Below are 15,431 nucleotides of genomic sequence, written 5' to 3'. Positions count from 1 at the left end.
GCTTCCCGGACGGCCCGCCCCCCGGCGGCGGGACCGGCGGGAGCGACGACGACCCGTCCCGGACCGGGGCGCGCGGACCGCAGGACGGCCCCCGGCCGGCGGCCGCCGACGGCGGCCGCCGCGCCGCCCCGGAGGCCACGCGCCCGGCGGGACCGGCGAAACAGCGGGCCCCGCGCTCGGACGGTTTCCCTCCGGCCACCGGTCCGGACGGCGCCGCCCCCGTGACACCGGACCGCGCCACCGGCACCGGAGCGCCCGGTGCCGGTCCGGCGCGCCCCGGCGTCCCGCGCCCCGCCCGCCTGGACGGCACCCGCCCCCCGCACCCGGCCCCCGCCACCGGTCCGCAGGCGCCCCGCCCGGCCGTCCGCCGTCCGGCACGGCTGGACGCCGCCCGTCCCACGGACCCGGCCGCCGCACCCGCGGACACCCCCCGCCCGGCCGCCCCGGAGGCCACCGACCCGGACCGGACCCCCGCCCCGCCGGGACCCCCCGCCGCCCCCCGTGAGCGCGCCGCCGACCAGCCCCGCCCTCCCGCCCCCGGCACCGCCTGGACCCCCCTCCCGCGTTCCTGGGCGCCCGCGCCCGGACAGCACCGGGACGGGCTGTCGACCGCCGTTCCCGGGCGGCACCCCGAAGCGGACGCGCCGCCCGCCTGGAGCCCCGCGACACCCCTGCGCCATCCCGGCTTCGACACCCCGTCCCCGGCCGCCGGGGCCGGAGTCGACCCGGCGCTGTCGTGGAGTGCCCCGGGGCCGCCGGGCGCCACACGGCACGTCGTGACGTTCGCCGCCCCGGAGGGGTACGGCGACGTCCCGCGCGCCGGACGTCGCGGGCTGCGCGGCCGCACCGTCGCGGCGGCCGCCTGCGCGGTCCTCGGACTCGGCCTCATCGGCGGTGCCGTCACCGGCAGCTGGCTCGTCGGCGACCCCGCGGACGCGGGGGAGCGGAGCGTCTACGCCACCGCGGGCGGCCTGTGGCACAACGTGCCCGTCGACCGGCTGTTCCCCCCGGCCGTGGACGGACAGGGCGCCGGCCCCGGAGGTGCCGACCGCACCTGGACGCGGATCGCCGTCGCCCCCGACAGCGGCTGCGCCGACGCCTTCGACCCGCTGCTCGCGAAGGCCCTCGCCCCGGTCGGCTGCGCCCGCCTGCTGCGCGCGACCTACACCGACGCCACCCGCAGTTTCGTCACCACCGTGGGCCTGCTGTTCACCAAGGCCGACGCGGCCGGCATGCGCGCCCTCGACACCAGGTTCGACAAGGAGGGCCTGGCCGGCCGCACCGACCTGATGCCCCGCCCGTACGGCGCGAAGGGCACGCTCGCCGCCGCCTTCGGCGACGCGCAGCGCGCCTCGTGGACGGTGTCCGTCCTCACCGACACCCCCGTCGTCGTCTACGCCGTCTCCGGCTGGGCGGACGGCCGTACGGTCGCCGCCGCGCAGTCCGCCGTCGAGGCCACCGCCTCCGGTGCCACCACCGCCGTGGCCCAGGCGGGTGCGGGCCACGAGGCGAAGGGCCTCGCCGACCGCATCGAGCGCGGTCTGCGCAAGACCGCCGTGTCGCCCTCGGAGCCGCCGTCATGAGCGGGCGCGGAGCCCGCCGGGCCGGGGTGCTGAGCTGCCTGCTGGCCGCCGCGGTCGCCCTGGTGCCGCCCACCACCGCGTACGCGGACGGCATCCGGGCCAAGCAGTGGGGGCTGGAGGCCCTGCACACCGAAGAGGTCTGGCGGACCACCAAGGGCGCGGGCATCACCGTCGCCGTCCTGGACACCGGCGTCGAGGCCGACCACCCGGACCTCGACGGCAACGTCCTGGCCGGCCGGGACATGGTCGGTTTCGGGGCCGGCCCCGGCGACCGCGCCTGGGCCCGCCACGGCACCGCGATGGCCGGCATCATCGCCGGTCACGGCCACGGCGACGGCAACGCCGAGGGCGTCATGGGCATCGCCCCGGAGGCGAGGATCCTGCCCGTTCGGGTGATCCTGGAGGACGGCGACCCGTCCCGCACCAAGGCCCGCAACACCCGCGGCAACGCCCTCGCCGAAGGCATCCGCTGGGCCGCCGACCAGGGCGCCGACGTCATCAACCTCTCCCTCGGCGACGACTCCGCGTCGGCCCACCCCGAACCCGCCGAGGACGAGGCCGTCCAGTACGCGCTGGCGAAGGGCTCGGTCGTCGTCGCCTCGGCCGGCAACGGCGGCGAGAAGGGCGACCACATCTCCTACCCGGCGGCCTACCCGGGCGTCATCGCCGCGACCGCCGTCGACCGCTACGGCACCCGCGCCTCCTTCTCCACCCGCCGCTGGTACGCCACGGTGAGCGCCCCCGGCGTCGACGTCGTCATCGCCGACCCCGACCACAAGTACTACGAGGGCTGGGGAACCTCCGCCGCGGCGGCCTTCGTCTCCGGCGCGGCCGCCCTCGTCAGGGCCGCCCACCCGGACCTGACGCCGGCCCAGATCAAGAAGCTGCTGGAGGACACCGCCCGCAACGCCCCCACCGGCGGCCGCGACGACTCCCGCGGCTTCGGCCTCGTCGACCCGGCCGCCGCGGTCCGGGCCGCCGCCGGCCTCGAACCCGAGGGCCTGCGGGCGGCGGCGTACGGCGACGAGTACTTCGGCCCCGGCCCGGACGGGAAGAGGACCGGGGACGACGCCTCGGGGTGGGCCGGCCCCCTCGCGGGCGGCACCGGGGCCGTGCTGCTGGCGGCCGCCGTGATCCTGTGGCGGGGCCGCCGCACCCGGGACCACGAGGACGGACAGCGGCGGTACGACGTCCCGTAGGCCCCGTACCGCCGCCGTCCGTCCTCGTTCCGCCCGCCGGACCGGTCCCCTCAGGCGTCCGCGAACGCCGACAACGCCGCCCCGGCCGCCGCCTCCACCAGTGCGATCCCCTCGGCCTGCGTCCCGTTGCCGTCCGACAGCACGGCCACCAGGTACTCGCGCCCGCCGGACGTCACCCGCCCGATGCTGTTGACGTCCCACAGCCCCGTCGCCGTACGCGGCAGCCAGCCGTTCTTCAGCGCCCACGCGGACCCGTCGGCGACGGCCGAGACCCCCCAGCGCTGGCCCGCCGCGATCTGCCCCATCAGCCCCTGGAGGTACGTCCGCGAGGCCTCGCTCAGTTCCGACCCGGTGCCGAACACCTGGCCCAGCAGCGTCAGCTGGTCGGCGGCCGTGGTCCGGGTCAGTCCCCACAGCGCGCCCTCGCCGCCCCGGGTGGCGGTGAGCCCGAACCGCAGGTTCGCCGCGTCGAGCCCCGCCGCCCCGCCGATGGAGTTCCACAGCGCGGTCGCGGACGCGTTGTCGCTGTTCTCGATCATCGCGGTCGCGTACGCCTCCTCCCGCTCCGTGAGCCGCCGGCCGGTGTCCTGCGTCTGCAGGAGCAGCGCCGCCAGGATGTCCACCTTGACGATGCTCGCCGTGTCGAAGGCGCCGCTGCCGTGGACGGCGCTCTGCCCGGACTCCACGTCGAGCACGGCCACGGAGACCGCGGCGGCGTCCGGCACGGTCACCGACGCCATCGCCTCCGCCAGCAGCGCCCCGCGGTCCACCGCGGCCCCCGATCCGGTCCCGGCCTTCGAACCGGACGCGGACACGGACCCGATCACGGACTCCACCGATGCCTCCTCGCCCGCCGCCGAAGCCGACGGTGCCGCCGACGATACGGCGCCCGGACCCGCGTGCGCCTGCGTCTTCACGTACACCGTTCCCGCCGCCGAGGCGCCGAGCACGGCCACGGAGGCGAGGACGCAGGAGAGGAGGCGGCGGCGCCCGGACGGACGGGCGCGGTCGGCACGGTGTGCTCCGGAGGACTCCATGCCCGTGATGCTGGGGGTGCCGGCTGTGCGCCGCGTCGGACGGGGATGAGAGGCGCGTCAGGGCTGTCTGAGAAACCCGTGAAAGCGGTCACCGCGGTGTTCCCGGCCCCGCACCGACCCGGCGGCTTCCCCCCGATAGGGTCGGTGACCGTGGCGAACAAGAACATTCCCGACCCCGGTTTCTCCGACGACGACGGCTCCGCCGACCCCGTGCTCGGTGCGGCGCTCGCCGCCTGGGCCGAGGACCGCACCGCCGTGGGACCCGTGCTGGAGGCGCTCGAGGGCGCCCGGCTGCTCGTCCCCGTCGTCGCCGTGCTCGGGGAGGTGGAGGAGGACAGCGAGCAGGGGGGCGGGCTGCGCCGCGAGAAGACCAGCGACATGGCCGTACCGACCCTGAGGGCGGGGGACCGCACGGCGCTGCCGGCCTTCACCTCCACCGCGTCCCTCGCGCGCTGGGACCCGCAGGCCCGCCCCGTGGCCGTGCCGCTGCACCAGGCCCTTCAGGCGGCCGCGCACGAGAGGGCCGACACGATCGTCCTCGACATGGCCGGGCCGGTCACCTTCGAACTGACGGGGCCCGTGCTGCGGGCACTCGCCGAGGGCCGCACCACGACGGACCCGCTGGCCGACCCGGCGGTCGTCGAGGCGGTGCGGGCCGCGGTGGCCGCCGAACCGGCCGTCCTGCGCGCCCATCTGGTGCCCGGCCGGGCCGACGGCACCCTGGCCCTCGTGCTGGCCCCGGACGCCGCTCCCGCCGAGACCGCGCAGGCCGTGGCGGAACGCATCGCCGCCGACGAAACACTCAGGGCCCGCCTGGTGCGCGGCCTCGACCTGGCACTCCTGCCGGCCGGAACCACCCCTCCGGGCGAGCCCCTCCATCTGCGCGACTGACGGGCTCTAGCCGTAGACCGGCCCGGTGTACTTCTCGCCCGGGCCCTGGCCCGGCTCGTCCGGGACGATCGAGGCCTCGCGGAAGGCGAGCTGGAGCGACTTCAGGCCGTCGCGCAGCGGCGCCGCGTGGAAGGAGCTGATCTCGGTCGTGCTCGCGTCCAGCAGGCCGGCGAGGGCGGTGATCAGCTTGCGGGCCTCGTCCAGGTCCTTGTACTTGTCGCCCTCCTCGGTGAGGCCGAGCTTCACGGCGGACGCGCTCATCAGGTTGACGGCGACCGTCACGATCACCTCGACCGCCGGGACCTCGGCGATGTCGCGGGTCATCTCGTCGAAACCGGCGGTGCCGGAGGGCTCGGGGCTGTCCGAGGGGGAGGTCTCACTCATGCCCCACACGATAGGGCCCGCCGCACGCCCCCTTGACAGCAGGAGGCGGGAGACACCGGATTCGCGCACGCGTGAACGAGCTGCTAACCTCGTGTAACGACCGGCCGGACACGCGTGCCCCTCAGCAGGCGGGCCCGGCCCACAAGTGGAGGCTCCGAACTCCCACCCGACCACCCTCCGGGGCGGCGGGTCACCCCGGTCAGGCGGCCACCATCGTTCCGTACGGACGATGGAGTCGCCCGGTAGTGCGCCCCGCGTTCCTCGCGGCGGTGCTCCGGTAGTGCTTTGGAGCCCCGCGTGTGATCGTTCGGGGCATTTTTTGTGCTTCGGCGTGGTTGTCGACCAAACGAACACAGACGTTACGCGGCCGTTCGCCAGACTGCCGTGTGGTGCTACCGAGGAGGATCCATCAGCGCCGAGCCCCGCATCAACGACCGGATTCGCGTTCCCGAGGTGCGACTTGTCGGTCCCAGTGGCGAGCAGGTGGGCATCGTCCCCCTGGCCAAGGCACTGGAGCTTGCGCAGGAGTACGACCTGGACCTGGTCGAGGTCGCGGCTACCGCCCGCCCGCCGGTCTGCAAGCTCATGGACTACGGGAAGTTCAAGTACGAGTCGGCCATGAAGGCCCGTGAGGCGCGCAAGAACCAGGCGCACACGGTCATCAAGGAGATGAAGCTCCGGCCGAAGATCGACCCGCACGACTATGACACCAAGAAGGGTCACGTCGTCCGGTTCCTCAAGCAGGGCGACAAGGTCAAGATCACGATCATGTTCCGTGGTCGCGAGCAGTCCCGGCCCGAGCTGGGCTACCGACTGCTGCAGCGTCTGGCGGAGGACGTCCAGGATCTCGGGTTCATCGAGTCGAACCCGAAGCAGGACGGCCGCAACATGATCATGGTTCTCGGTCCGCACAAGAAGAAGACCGAGGCGATGGCCGAGGCACGTCAGGCCCAGGAGGCCCGCAAGGCCGAAGCGAAGGCCAACCCGGGCCGCTCGCAGAACGCCGCGGACTCCGACGCCGTGAACGCCGAGGGATCCGGGGACCCCGTGCAGGCCGAGTCGGCCGAGGCTTCCACCGAGGCGTGACCGCCGGGACGTCAGTCCCAGGACGTAACCGATACAAGCGACGCTCCACCCGTGCCCGGTTTCACGACCGGGCACCGGAGCGCCACCGACGAGGAGAGAACGGCGCTATGCCGAAGAACAAGTCGCACAGCGGTGCCAGCAAGCGCTTCAAGGTCACCGGCTCCGGCAAGGTGCTCCGCGAGCGCGCCGGCAAGCGCCACCTGCTCGAGCACAAGTCGTCGCGCCTGACGCGTCGCCTCACCGGCAACGCCGAGATGGCCCCGGGCGACGCCAAGAAGATCAAGAAGCTTCTCGGCAAGTGACGTACGGGCGCCCTGCCGCCGTACGTACGTCTGAACCGGGACCCAATCGTTTCCGGGCCGTGTGAGTCCCACCGCGGCCCCGCTACAAGGAGTTAAAAAGTGGCACGCGTCAAGCGGGCAGTCAACGCCCACAAGAAGCGCCGGGCGATCCTCGAGGCGGCCTCCGGCTACCGCGGTCAGCGTTCGCGCCTGTACCGCAAGGCCAAGGAGCAGGTCACCCACTCGCTGGTCTACAACTACAACGACCGCAAGAAGCGCAAGGGCGACTTCCGGCGGCTGTGGATCCAGCGCATCAACGCCGCTGCCCGCGCCAACGGCATCACGTACAACCGCTTCATCCAGGGTCTGAACGCCGCGAGCGTCGAGGTCGACCGCAAGATCCTGGCCGAGCTGGCCGTCAACGACCCGACCGCGTTCGCCGCGCTCGTCGAGGTCGCCCAGAAGGCGCTGCCGTCGGACGTGAACGCGCCGAAGGCTGCGTGACACCACGCCGGCTGAGCCGGAAGTGACATGACTCGGACCCGCAGGCCACCCGCCTGCGGGTCCGAGTGCGTCCGCCCCGAGGGCGAGAACACCGGGCCCCGTCCCGACCCCCGCCGACCCACCGAAGGTGAACCCCGATGTCCCCCGCCACCCCCGACCTGATCTCCCCCCGTTCCGCCCGCGTCCTGGCCGCCAGGCGCCTCGCGCGGCGCAACTTCCGGGGGAAGGAGCGGCTGTTCCTCGCGGAGGGCCCGCAGGCCGTGCGGGAGGCGGCCGCGCACCCGGACACCCTCGTGGAACTGTTCGCCACCCCCGAGGCCGCCGAGCGCCACGCCGACATCGTCGGCGAGGCCCGGGGCGCCGGCGCCCGCGTCCACCTCGCCGACGAGCGGGTCGTCGAGGACATCTCCACCACCGTCACCCCGCAGGGCCTCGTGGGCGTGTGCCGCTTCGTCGACACCCCCTTCGACGACGTCCTCGCCGCCCGCCCCCGGCTCGTCGCCGTCCTCGCGCACGTCCGCGACCCCGGCAACGCCGGCACCGTCCTGCGCTGCGCCGACGCGGCCGGCGCCGACGCCGTCGTCCTCACCGACGCCTCCGTCGACCTGTACAACCCCAAGGCCGTACGGGCCTCGGTCGGATCACTGTTCCACCTGCCGGTCGCCGTCGGCGTCCCCGTCGAGCGGGCCGTCGCCGGGCTGAGGGACGCCGGGGTGCGCGTCCTCGCCGCCGACGGCGCCGGCCCGGACGACCTCGACGCCGAACTGGACAAGGGCACCATGGGCGGGCCCACCGCCTGGGTCTTCGGCAACGAGGCCTGGGGACTGCCCGAGGAGACCCGGGCCCTCGCCGACGCCGTCGTCCGCGTCCCGATCCACGGAAAGGCCGAGAGCCTGAACCTCGCCACCGCCGCAGCCGTATGTCTCTACGCGTCGGCCCGTGCACAGCGCGCCTCCGGAGGGTGCCGCTCCGTGACCGACAGCTAGTAGGGTGACCAGCTCGGGGGGCCTCTTCCGGGAGGACGGGAGGTGAGGTACGGGGATGAGTGTCGGCACGAGCAGCGCACCGGGAGCCAGGGGACCGGAGCGCCCGCCCGCGGCCCGACCGGCCGGTGACCTCGCCGGACTCGGCATCGACCCCGACGACCTGCCCGACGGGCTGGTCGTCGCCGACGAGCACGGGTACGTCGTCTGCTTCAACGCCGCCGCCGAGCGCATCACCGCCGTCCCCGCCGCCGAGGCCCTCGGGCAGCGCCTCGACAAGGCCCTGCCGCTGGAGGACCTCGAGGGCCGGCGCTGGTGGCAGCTGACCGACCCGTACCGAGGGCTCGCCATCCGGGTGGGCCAGCCCGAGCGCAACCTGCTGCTGCCCGGCGGACGCGAGGTCCTCGCCTCCGCCCGGTACGTCCGCGGTGAACCCGCAGGCCCCGTCCGCCGCGTCGTCGTCTCCCTGCGCGACACCGAGGCCCGCCGCCGTACCGAGCGCAGCCACGCCGAGCTGATCGCCACCGTCGCCCACGAACTGCGCTCCCCCCTCACCTCCGTGAAGGGGTTCACCGCCACGCTCCTCGCCAAGTGGACGCGGTTCACCGACGACCAGAAGCGGCTGATGCTGGAGACCGTCGACGCCGACGCCGACCGCGTCACCCGCCTCATCGCCGAGCTCCTCGACATCTCCCGGATCGACTCGGGGCGGCTGGAGGTGCGCCGGCAGCCCGTCGACATGGGCGCCGCCGTCGGCCGCCACATCCAGGCCTACGTCGCCGCCGGGCAGCCCGTCGGCCGGTTCCTGCTGCGCATCGAACAGCCGCTGCCCGCCCTGTGGGCCGATCCCGACAAGGTCGACCAGGTGCTCAGCAACCTCATCGAAAATGCGGTGCGGCACGGCGAGGGAACCGTCACCATCGACGTCACGCCCGCCCCGTCCCCCCGCGAGGGGGAGGACACCGGCACGTCGGTCATCGTGAGCGACGAGGGCACCGGAATCCCGGATGAGTCCATGAACCGCGTCTTCACCCGCTTCTGGCGGGGCAGCAAGCGCGGTGGCACGGGCCTCGGGCTGTACATCGTCAAGGGCATCGTCGAGGCCCACGGCGGCGTCATCACGGTCGGCCGCGCCCACGGCGGCGGCGCCGAGTTCCGATTTACGCTGCCCGTGGCGGCCCCGGCCTATCTGGCCTAGCCACCGCGGGCGCATCCGCACGTCCACACCCCGTTAGACTCGGCCTTTGGCACCTTCGTGTCCCATGGACGGCCCTCCGAGTGAGTCGGTGACGGGGACATTCAGCCTGGGGGCACCTCTCAGCGGTAGCTGGGGGACAATCGGAAGCACGGGAAGAGATGTCGGCACCGAACAAGTCGTACGACCCTGTAGAGGTCGAGGCCCTGAAACCGGAAGAGATCGAGCGCATGCGGGACGAGGCGCTCGCCGCCTTCGCCGCCGCGGACTCCCTCGACGCACTCCAGGAGGCCAAGGTCGCCCACACCGGCGGCGCCTCCCCGCTGGCCCTCGCCAACCGCGAGATCGGCGCACTGCCCCCGCACGCGAAGGCCGCCGCCGGCAAGCTCGTCGGCCAGGCCCGCGGCGCGGTGAACAAGGGCCTCGCCGCCCGGCAGACCGAGCTGGAGGCCGAGCGCGACGCGCGCGTCCTGGTCGAGGAGGCGGTGGACGTCACGCTGCCCCACGACCGGGTCCCGGCCGGCGCCCGCCACCCGCTCACCACGCTCTCCGAGCGCATCGAGGACGTCTTCGTCGCCATGGGCTACGAGGTCGCCGAGGGCCCGCAGGCCGAGGCCGAGTGGTTCAACTTCGACGCCCTGAACATCGGCCCCGACCACCCGGCCCGCGGCGAGGCGGACACCTTCTTCGTCCAGGGCGCCGAGGGCGGCACCGGGTCCGGTGTGGTGCTGCGCACCCACACCTCGCCCGTGCAGATCCGCTCGCTGCTCAGCCGTGAGCTGCCGGTGTACGTGATCTGCCCCGGCCGCGTGTACCGCACCGACGAGCTGGACGCCACGCACACCCCCGTCTTCCACCAGGTCGAGCTGCTCGCCGTGGACGAGGGCCTGACCATGGCGGACCTCAAGGGCACCCTGGACCACATGGTCCAGACGCTGTTCGGCGAGGGCATGAAGACCCGGCTGCGCCCGAACTTCTTCCCCTTCACCGAGCCGTCCGCCGAGATGGACATGGTGTGCTACGTCTGCCGCGGCGAGTCCGTCGGCAACCCCGACCGGCCCTGCCGCACCTGCTCCAGCGAGGGCTGGATCGAACTGGGCGGCTGCGGCATGGTCAACCCCAAGGTGCTGACCGCCTGCGGCGTCGACCCGGAGAAGTACAGCGGCTTCGCCTTCGGGTTCGGCATCGAGCGGATGCTGATGTTCCGCCACAACGTCGAAGACATGCGAGACATGGTCGAGGGTGACGTCCGGTTCACCCGGCCGTTCGGGATGGAGATCTGATGCGGGTCCCGCTTTCCTGGCTGCGGGAGTACGTCGACCTGCCGGCCACCGAGACCGGCCGTGACGTCCAGGCCAGGCTCATCTCGGCCGGCCTCGAGGTCGAGACGGTCGAGCAGCTCGGCCACGACCTCAAGGGCCCCCTCGTCGTCGGCCAGGTGCTGACCATCGAGGAGCTGGAGGGCTTCAAGAAGCCGATCCGCTTCTGCACCGTCGACGTCGGGCGGGCCAACGGCACCGGCGAGCCGCAGGAGATCGTCTGCGGCGCCCGCAACTTCGCGGCCGGCGACAAGGTCGTCGTGGTCCTCCCGGGCGCGGTCCTGCCCGGCGGCTTCGCCATCGCCGCGCGCAAGACGTACGGCAGGACCTCCCACGGCATGATCTGCTCCAGCGACGAGCTGGGCATGGGCGACGACGGCACCAAGGGCATCATCGTGCTGCCGCCGGAGACCGAGGTCGGCAAGGACGCCGTCGAGCTGCTCGAACTCGTCGACGAGGTCCTCGACATCGCCGTCACCGCCAACCGCGGCGACTGCCTGTCCATCCGCGGCGTCGCCCGCGAGACCGCCATCGCCTACGGCCTGCCGCTGCGCGACCCGGCCCTGCTCGACGTCCCCGCGCCGAACGCCTTCGGCTACCCCGTCCAGGTCCTCGAACCGGCCGGCTGCGACCGCTTCACCGCCCGCACGGTGACCGGCCTCAGCCCCGAGGCGCGCTCCCCGATCTGGCTGAAGCGCCGGTTGCAGAAGGTCGGCATGCGCCCGATCTCGCTCGCCGTCGACGTCACCAACTACGTGATGATGGAGCTGGGCCAGCCCCTGCACGCCTACGACCGCAACCTGGTCCAGGGCACCATCGGCGTCCGCAGGGCCGAGGAGGGCGAGAAGATCGTCACCCTCGACGGTGTCGAGCGCACGCTGCACGCCGAGGACCTCGTCATCACCGACGAGCGCGGCCCCATCGGCCTCGCCGGCGTCATGGGCGGCGCCGACACGGAGATCGCCGACCACACCGAGTCCGAGGGGACGACCGACGTCGTCGTCGAGGCCGCGCACTTCGACGCGGTCTCCGTCGCCCGCACGGCCCGCCGTCACAAGCTGTCCTCCGAGGCGTCCAGGCGCTTCGAGCGCGGCGTCGACCCGCAGGCGTCGTCGGCGGCCGCGCAGCGCACGGTCGACCTGCTGGTGCTGCTCGCCGGCGGTACCGCCGAGGCCGGTGTCACCGAGGTCGTCGCCCCGTCCGCGCCGCACACCGTCACCATGCCCGCCGACCACCCGGACAAGGTCGCGGGCGTCGTCTACGGCCGCGAGACCGTGGTGCGCCGGCTCCAGGAGATCGGCTGCGACGTCCACGGACAGGACGAACTGATCGTCACCGTGCCGTCCTGGCGGCCCGACCTCGGTGAGGTCAACGACCTCGCCGAGGAGGTCATCCGGCTGGAGGGCTACGAGAACCTGCCCTCCACGCTGCCCAAGCCCCCGTCGGGCCGCGGCCTCACCCACCGTCAGCGGCTGCACCGCCGGGTCGGCCGCGCGCTGGCCGGTGCCGGCTACGTCGAGGCGCTGAACTACCCGTTCGTCGCCGAGCAGGTCTTCGACCAGCTCGGCCTGGCCGCCGACGACCCGGCCCGCCGCGTCGTCAGGCTGACCAACCCGCTCAACGACGAGGAGCCCGCGCTCCGCACGTCGCTGCTGCCGGGCCTGCTCGCCGCGCTGCGGCGCAACGACGGCCGCGGCTCGCATGACCTGGCCCTCTTCGAGACCGGGCTGGTCTTCCTCCCGCGCGACGAACAGCACGCCGCCGGTCATCTGCCGGTCGACCGCCGGCCGACCGCCGAGGAGATCGCGGCGATCGACGCCGTGCTGCCCGAGCAGCCGCGCCACGTCGCCGCCGTCCTCGCGGGAGCCCGCGAGCAGGCCGGCTGGTGGGGCAAGGGCCGCCCGGCCGACTGGGCCGACGCCGTCGAGGCGGCGCGGACGGTCGCCCGTGAGGCGGGCGCCGAACTGAGCGTCCGCAAGGGCCAGTACGGACCGTGGCACCCGGGCCGGTGCGCCGAACTGTTGGTCGTCGCCGACGGCGCCGAGCGGGTCGTCGGCCACGCCGGCGAGCTGCACCCGCGCGTGCTGAAGGCCCTCGGCCTGCCCGCGCGCACCTCGGCCATGGAGCTGGACCTGGACGTCCTGGAGCGGGTCGGCCACGACACGCCCCAGGCGCCGGGCATCTCCACCTTCCCCGTCGCCACGCAGGACGTCGCCCTCGTCGTCGACCTCCACGTCCCGCACGCCGACGTCGAGGCCGCGCTGCGGGAGGGCGCCGGCGAACTCCTCGAGGGAATCCGGCTGTTCGACGTCTACGAGAACGCGGAGCAGCTGGGCGACGGGCGCAAGTCGCTCGCGTACGCCCTGCGTTTCCGCGCGGCGGACCGGACGCTGACGGTGGACGAGGCCTCGGCCGCCCGGGACGCGGCGGTCGCCCTCGCGGGCGAGCGGACGGGCGCGGTGCTGCGCGGCTGACGTGCCGTGCGGCCGAGGCGGGTGCGGGGGCACGGTCCCCGCACCCGCCTCTCGTCCGTTCGGGTGAGTTCTCCCGGCGCCCGCACCGTCCGGCCCGGGCACCGACGCCGTCGGACCGGCCTCTCGGGGCCGGTCCGTCCGTGCTGCAGGGGGCGTGGACGCTTGGACGGGAAGCCGCCCGACGCCGTCCGGCGCCCCGGCGGGCGGACCGCAGGACGGCGTCGCGCCGCTCGCAGAGCACGACCGGCGATCGCGGCGGCCGGGCGGACGACGGCCCGGCCCGCGGAGCGAACTGCCGGGCCGCCGTTTGATGAGGGGGAGCCGGCGGCCCGGCCGGCCTCTCGCGAGGCGTTTCAGTCAACCGGACCGCGATGCCGAGCGACAGCGCGCGCACGGTACGGACGCGTGCGTCCGGTTCACACCCCGTGTGAGGACGCACCCGCTACCGTGAGTGGCGCCGTCGGCACCGAACCACCCGGGGGGCACCTCATGCAGCCCAACACCCTGCTCGACGCGATCCTGGACGAGGCGGGCGTCTCGCACGCGGGCCTCGCCGCGCACGTCAACCAGGCCGGCCGCGCCCGCGGGCTCGTGCTGCGCTACGAACACACGGCCGTCGCCCGGTGGCTCAAGGGCCAGCGCCCACGCGGGCAGGTCCCCGACCTGATCTGCGAGGTGCTCGCCCGCCGGCTGCGACGGCCCGTCACCCTCGACGACATCGGCCTCGGCGTGCCCGGCGGACACGCGGCCCCGCACGGCACCTCGCTGTCCGGGTTCGTGGAGCGGGCCACCGCCCTGTGGCGCTCCGACGAGCAGCAGCGCCCGCACGTCCTGGGCGCCCCCGCGGTCACCGGCACGCCCGCCGTGATGCCGGTGTGGGAATGGGAGAACCCGCCCGAGGACGTGGACGTCTCCCGGGGCGGCCGGCACCGGGTCACCGCCGCCGACATCGAGACGCTGCGCGCGGCCCGCGCCCACTACGAGCAGATGTACCGCAAGGCCGGCGGCGTGGCGACCCGCAGCCGCATCGTCGGTTTCCTCACCGCCGAGGCGGCCCCGCTGCTGCGCGGCGGCTACACCGACGCCACCGGCCGCCAACTGCACCGCGCGACCGGCGCCCTGGTGGCGATCGCCGGCATCTGCGCCTACGACTCCGACGCGCACGGGCTCGCCCAGCGCTACTTCCACCAGGCGCTGCGGCTCGCGAAGGCCAGCGGGGACCGGGGACTCGGGGCGTACGTCATCGCGCTGCTGGTCAACCAGTCCCTGTTCATGCGGGAGTTCCGGCAGGCCGTCGCCTTCGCGGAGGCCGCGCTGCGCACGGTCGGCAAGGACGTCACCCCCGCCCTCGCCTCCGACCTGCACGCGATGCAGGCGAAGGCGTACGCCCACCTCGGCGACGGCGCCGGCGCCCTGTCCTGCATCCGGCGGGCCGAGGCCGCCGCCGACCGCATCCGGCGCGGCACCGAACCGGACGAGACCGGCTATGTCCAGCCCGGGCTGGTCAACGTCCAGGTCGCGGAGGCCCTGTTGAGCCTCGGTGACGTCGCCGCCGCCGCGGAGCACGCCGCGGCCGCCGTGTGCACGCCCGCCCACGACCGGGGCCGGGTGCACCGGCTCGCCATGCTCAGCACCGTCGAACTGCGTCAGGGGGACGCGGACAAGGCGGTGGTCACCGCCGTGCTGATGGCGGAGCAGGCGCGGGGCATGGAGTCCCAGCGGCTGCGCGACAGACTCCGGGCGGTGCGCGAACACCTGGTGCGCAGCGGCTGCGCGGGCACGGCGGAGGCGGCCGAACTCATCGACGGCGCGCTGCGCGTACCGCTGTAGCGACCGACGCGCCTCGTCCCTGCTGCGATATTGCCCCTTACTCGACGGAAGGTGGCAGAACCGTGCAGTGGACGAAACAGAACGAACGAACTGTGTATGAAAACCGCTGGTTCCGCGTCAACCTCGCGGACGTCGGCCTGCCGGACGGCCGGCACCTCGACCACTTCCTCATACGGCTGCGGCCCGTCGCGGCGGCCACCGTGGTGAACGAGGCCAACGAGGTGCTCCTGCTGTGGCGGCACCGCTTCATCACCGACACCTGGGGATGGGAACTCGCCGCGGGCGTCGTCGAGGACGGCGAGGACGTCGCCCGCGCGGCCGCCAGGGAACTGGAGGAGGAGACCGGCTGGCGGCCGGGCCCCCTGCGCCATCTGATGAGCGTGGAACCGGCCAACGGCCTCACCGACGCCCGGCACCACATCTACTGGTCGGACGAGGGCGAGTACGTCGGGCACCCCGTGGACGACTTCGAGTCCGAGCGCCGGGAGTGGGTCCCCCTCAAACTCGCGCCCGACATGGTCGCCCGGGGAGAGGTCCCGGCCGCCGGCATGGCGGCCGCCCTCCTGCTCCTGCACCACCTCAGGCTCGGCCACGACACCGGGCGCTGACGATCCCGCGGGGTGAACGGTCCCGCGACGTGGACGGGCCCGGCACCGGGTGGGGTG

General features: G+C 74.2%; 14 protein-coding genes. 12 read left to right on the top strand and 2 right to left on the bottom strand.

From position 1 onward, the window contains the following. Positions 1-221: 221 nt before the first annotated feature. Both ACZ5FU_RS18375 and mycP read left to right on the top strand, forming a co-directional pair. Positions 222-1,583, top strand: coding sequence for a hypothetical protein (locus ACZ5FU_RS18375; protein WP_469045547.1), 1,362 nt, complete (start codon positions 222-224; stop codon positions 1,581-1,583). Then, complete coding sequence (mycP, locus tag ACZ5FU_RS18370) at positions 1,580-2,782, top strand: type VII secretion-associated serine protease mycosin (RefSeq protein ID WP_451781318.1); 1,203 nt, start codon at positions 1,580-1,582, stop codon at positions 2,780-2,782. Before ACZ5FU_RS18375 ends, mycP begins: the two co-directional genes overlap by 4 nt. Positions 2,783-2,832: 50 nt before the next feature. Here mycP and ACZ5FU_RS18365 read toward each other — a convergent pair whose 3' ends face one another. After that, entirely contained in the window at positions 2,833-3,819 is a 987-nt protein-coding gene (locus ACZ5FU_RS18365) for a serine hydrolase (protein ID WP_451781316.1), read from the bottom strand. 150 nt (positions 3,820-3,969) lie between these two features. On the opposite strand from ACZ5FU_RS18365, the gene ACZ5FU_RS18360 reads away from it, so the two are divergent. Continuing rightward, a complete protein-coding gene (locus ACZ5FU_RS18360) occupies positions 3,970-4,710 on the top strand; it encodes an SseB family protein (RefSeq protein WP_451781314.1) in 741 nt (246 codons plus the stop codon). A 6-nt stretch (positions 4,711-4,716) separates the two neighbouring features. On the opposite strand, the gene ACZ5FU_RS18355 is transcribed toward ACZ5FU_RS18360, so the two are convergent. Then, on the bottom strand, positions 4,717-5,094 hold the full coding sequence (locus ACZ5FU_RS18355; RefSeq protein WP_392247238.1) for a DUF1844 domain-containing protein: 378 nt from the start codon (positions 5,092-5,094) through the stop codon (positions 4,717-4,719). Positions 5,095-5,478: 384 nt separating this feature from the next. Between ACZ5FU_RS18355 and infC the strand changes: the two genes are divergently transcribed. From infC to ACZ5FU_RS18310, 9 genes are all read left to right on the top strand, one after another. Further along, complete coding sequence (infC, locus tag ACZ5FU_RS18350; RefSeq protein ID WP_451527936.1) at positions 5,479-6,180, top strand: translation initiation factor IF-3; 702 nt, start codon at positions 5,479-5,481, stop codon at positions 6,178-6,180. A 107-nt stretch (positions 6,181-6,287) separates the two neighbouring features. Next, on the top strand, positions 6,288-6,482 hold the full coding sequence (rpmI, locus tag ACZ5FU_RS18345) for a 50S ribosomal protein L35 (RefSeq protein ID WP_007829094.1): 195 nt from the start codon (positions 6,288-6,290) through the stop codon (positions 6,480-6,482). 99 nt (positions 6,483-6,581) lie between these two features. Further along, positions 6,582-6,965 (top strand): 50S ribosomal protein L20, encoded by a 384-nt coding sequence (gene rplT / locus ACZ5FU_RS18340; protein ID WP_319264140.1) that lies wholly within the window; start codon positions 6,582-6,584, stop codon positions 6,963-6,965. Positions 6,966-7,102: 137 nt separating this feature from the next. After that, a complete protein-coding gene (locus ACZ5FU_RS18335; RefSeq protein WP_451527937.1) occupies positions 7,103-7,951 on the top strand; it encodes a TrmH family RNA methyltransferase in 849 nt (282 codons plus the stop codon). A 55-nt stretch (positions 7,952-8,006) separates the two neighbouring features. After that, entirely contained in the window at positions 8,007-9,146 is a 1,140-nt protein-coding gene (locus ACZ5FU_RS18330) for a sensor histidine kinase (RefSeq protein WP_469045546.1), read from the top strand. A gap of 158 nt (positions 9,147-9,304) precedes the next feature. Continuing rightward, positions 9,305-10,426 carry a phenylalanine--tRNA ligase subunit alpha gene (gene pheS / locus ACZ5FU_RS18325; protein ID WP_451527939.1) on the top strand — a complete coding sequence of 374 codons (1,122 nt, stop codon included), beginning with the start codon at positions 9,305-9,307 and terminating at the stop codon, positions 10,424-10,426. Further along, entirely contained in the window at positions 10,426-12,936 is a 2,511-nt protein-coding gene (pheT, locus tag ACZ5FU_RS18320; protein ID WP_469045545.1) for a phenylalanine--tRNA ligase subunit beta, read from the top strand. The genes pheS and pheT overlap by 1 nt, the downstream gene beginning before the upstream one ends. A gap of 489 nt (positions 12,937-13,425) precedes the next feature. After that, the gene (locus ACZ5FU_RS18315) at positions 13,426-14,766 is read left to right on the top strand and encodes a transcriptional regulator (protein ID WP_451527941.1); all 1,341 of its coding nucleotides are present in this window, start codon (positions 13,426-13,428) and stop codon (positions 14,764-14,766) included. Between the two features lie 62 nt (positions 14,767-14,828). Continuing rightward, complete coding sequence (locus ACZ5FU_RS18310; protein WP_469045544.1) at positions 14,829-15,374, top strand: NUDIX hydrolase; 546 nt, start codon at positions 14,829-14,831, stop codon at positions 15,372-15,374. The last annotated feature ends 57 nt before the right edge of the window (positions 15,375-15,431 follow it).

The sequence above is a fragment of the Streptomyces sp. NPDC031554 genome, from assembly GCF_055580685.1.
Note: the sequence above shows the minus strand (reverse complement) of the source record. Positions and strands in the feature narration are given on the sequence as shown.